This window comes from Micromonospora sp. NPDC050795, assembly GCF_044456785.1.
Lineage (GTDB): Bacteria > Actinomycetota > Actinomycetes > Mycobacteriales > Micromonosporaceae > Micromonospora.
The window spans coordinates 1-2961 of the sequence record NZ_JBITGE010000083.1 but is presented as its reverse complement, the minus strand read 5'-3'; the positions used below and the strand labels follow the sequence as shown (position 1 = coordinate 2961).

General features: G+C 65.5%; 4 protein-coding genes and 1 pseudogene. 3 read left to right on the top strand and 2 right to left on the bottom strand.

Going from position 1 to position 2961, the window contains the following annotated elements; all coding sequences use genetic code 11:
- Positions 1-33: 33 nt before the first annotated feature.
- The 3 genes from ACIBEF_RS32100 (at position 34) to ACIBEF_RS32090 (ending at position 1952) form a co-directional block, all read left to right on the top strand.
- The gene (locus ACIBEF_RS32100) at positions 34-351 is read left to right on the top strand and encodes a hypothetical protein (RefSeq protein ID WP_396797174.1); all 318 of its coding nucleotides are present in this window, start codon (positions 34-36) and stop codon (positions 349-351) included.
- 5 nt (positions 352-356) lie between these two features.
- The gene (locus ACIBEF_RS32095) at positions 357-647 is read left to right on the top strand and encodes a hypothetical protein (RefSeq protein WP_396797173.1); all 291 of its coding nucleotides are present in this window, start codon (positions 357-359) and stop codon (positions 645-647) included.
- A gap of 399 nt (positions 648-1046) precedes the next feature.
- Entirely contained in the window at positions 1047-1952 is a 906-nt protein-coding gene (locus tag ACIBEF_RS32090; protein WP_396797172.1) for a hypothetical protein, read from the top strand.
- Between the two features lie 164 nt (positions 1953-2116).
- Here the strand turns inward: ACIBEF_RS32090 and ACIBEF_RS32085 are convergent, their stop codons facing one another.
- Together ACIBEF_RS32085 and ACIBEF_RS32080 are read right to left on the bottom strand one after the other, a co-directional pair.
- Positions 2117-2260 (bottom strand): hypothetical protein, encoded by a 144-nt coding sequence (locus ACIBEF_RS32085; RefSeq protein ID WP_396797175.1) that lies wholly within the window; start codon positions 2258-2260, stop codon positions 2117-2119.
- Positions 2234-2864, bottom strand: a pseudogene (locus ACIBEF_RS32080) (transposase); the annotation flags it as partial. The pseudogene ACIBEF_RS32080 and the gene ACIBEF_RS32085, both read right to left, overlap by 27 nt.
- Positions 2865-2961: the final 97 nt, after the last annotated feature.

Below are 2961 nucleotides of genomic sequence, written 5' to 3'. Positions count from 1 at the left end.
CAGAAGGGTGTTGAGGTCTGTCGTCACAAACAGATCTTCAACACCCTTCGTCTATGCCCACACCCCGGGGTCGTTAGGACTTACTCGTCTAGCTGCCTGCGCCGTGATCCCCCGAAAGGCGATCCGAGCGTTTGCGGCCCCGATCTCGTTTTTTTGGGCCGGGCTCCAGGACACCACATCGACAGGGTGTTTCGCGGTCGGGTTGATCTCGTCCATCTCGCCGTGGCCGGTGGCGATCGCGACAGCCTCGATGATCCGGCGGGCGTGGGCGTGCCCACCGAGCTGCTCGCGTACGGCCGCGAGTTCGTCCAGCCCCGCCCATACACCCTCGGCGATCTCGCCGCGGCCTGATCATCGTGCAGTCCAACACCGGGTTCCTGTTCCGGCCGTCGTTCACCGGCGTCACCTCACGCATCGACATCGACCCGACCGAGACCGTCGTCAACGGTGACGGGCTCTGGCTGCGTGGCGAGGACCTCTACGTCGCGCAGAACCGGCTCTACGTGATCGCGAAGATCGAGATTAAACGGCACCAACTGAACCCGAGGGCGACGTCGAACGTGGTACGGGTAGGCCCGCAGCGACAGCCCTCGCCGCTCAGGCGACGGAAACTGCTGCGGGTTCAGACGAACTGCGGGCCGCATTGAGCAACCGATTTAAGGAGGGCGATCGTGGCTGGAAACGAGCAGAGAAGGCCGTCGAGGTGGCGCCGCTTCTGGCACCGAGTGGCGGAGGTCATCGGCCGGCGGCCACGGGGCGCCGAGCCTGACAACGTCCGTCCGGCGGCGGTGCGTCCGGCTCGTGCCCCTCTGTCGATGCTGACTCGGCCCGGGGTCGGGGTGCGGAGCCGGGAGGATCGGGACTACCCCAGCCGGTCGAGTCATCAGCAGATGCCGGTGGGCGCCGAGCCGACCCCTCGCCCGCAGGCTGGACCCGGAGCCGGGCCGATTCTGTACGCCGACAGAGGGGGGAACCTTTACCATGAGCCTCAATACGCTGGAGGGCGTGACGTTCAGCCATTCACGCGGCAGATCTCCCGGAACGGCGTGGATCTGCGATACGTCCAGCCGAACGGGAACGTGCTGGCGGCGGAGGAGTCCGATCGGATCTTCCGGGAAGGGGCTCGAACCGATCTGAGGATGATCGATCGGAACGTGGCGAATTTTGGTTACGTCTCGACCGACGGTACGACGTACTCGAAGCAAGCTCTTTCCAACCTGCCCAGCGACAAACACCCGGGGCTGACCGAAAAGATCCTCGACGCCCACAAAGAATACGTCACGTATAACGGGCGTATTCGCAGTGCAGCCGAAATCTCCTTCAAGGACGATCTCGCGGGTGGTGTGACGAAGCTCGATTATCTTGCGCCCGACCATAGAGGGTTCGTCTCGGAGAAGCACGGGACTCTCTACAGCCACGAACAGGGCAAGTCGCTGCTGAACTCCATGCCGGCGTCGGCTTGGGAGCACGAGGGTGACAAGCTGGCGCAAGTGGATACCCGTCGTATCCAGCAGGGTTACGTCGCGCCGGACGGGAGGGCGTTCACCAAGGATGAGGCAATGAAAATGATGCCCGAGGAGCGCGAAAAGTACAGGTCCGTCGACCTGGGGGCAGTGAAAATCGGATTCATTGCTCAGAATGGTGTCGTACACACCGAAGCCGGCAAGGATCGCTTCGCTGTGGACCTGGGAAAGAGAGAGGTCTTCTACATGAACCCGGACGCACACAAAATCAGTGCGAAGCAATTCGTTGGGATGAGTCCTGGGGACCGTCAGGGCTTCGCCCCATTCGACCGCATGCAGTTCACCCTGAATGTTCAGCAGCAGGCGAGGCTCGGTGCAATGACCACGTCCGTCGAGCGGCAATGGGGTCCGGGCGTGCAGCGGCCCGGCCCCACCTCCTATCAACCCAGCACAAATTCACAGAACAACGTTCACGCCATGAGGAGGTAACACGCCGTTGACGCGTCAGCGAGCACGCCGCTTCCGGTTCCACGTCGGCGGCGGTCAGCGGTGCGGCTGAGGCAGCACCACGAGGGGCCGGCCCGAACTATGCCCTGCTCAACGAGCAGGATTTGCCACCGCCACTGGCACATGCCTGACTGAATCTGCTCTGTTCAGAAGAGCCGGCAGCGCTGATGGACCGCGTACGGCAGGCTGAGGCCGAAGACCCGCACGGAACGCGGTGGCGACGCAACAAGCGCTCCGACGACAGGACCGCCGTGTGCGTCGACGGTCCAGCCCAGGGTTTGCTTGAGCATGCGGAAGGTGTGCTCAATGTCGGTGCCGCCGCCGGACCGGCCCGTCTTGGTCGGGTCGTCGGAAGCGGCGCAGGAACGCCTGCCAGAGCAGGTCCGCCTTTGCGGCGGTGGCGGTCGGCTGTGACCACCACAGCCAGACCGATTTCGCGATCGCACCGGATGACAGCCGGTCGACGGTCAGCAGGATCACGGTGCCTTCGATGATCGGCAGCGGGCCGTGCTGGGCGGTCCAGGCGGTGCGGTGGGTCAGCCTGGGGTGCAGCCGGTGCCAGGCCCGCGCGGTCGCGGTGCCGTAGAGACGGGTGTCGGTGCTCGTGGCCACGTCCGGGTCGCCCCAACCGCCAGGGGCACCGAAGATGAACTCGTCGCCATGCCTTCGTGGACGGCCGGTGGCGGCGGGCATCCGGGGTGGCGCGGGCCGGCGCAGCACCCGGTCGGAGCGCATCCGCACCAACACCTGAACGGGCAGATCAGCCAGTAGGAACGCCAGCCGAGGGCCGTCGTAGCCGGAGTCGGCGACGATCCACACGTCCGGATCACCAGGCTGCCACTGCCCGGCAGCGACCCGCCGCTGCACCACGTCGCGCAACTGGCCGGCGGTGACCGGCCACCGACACCCCGCCCGGTCAAGGATCCCTGCAGTTCCTGGAGGCCCGTCACCGCGCCCACGCCCGCGTCGAGGACCGCATCCGCACCGGCAA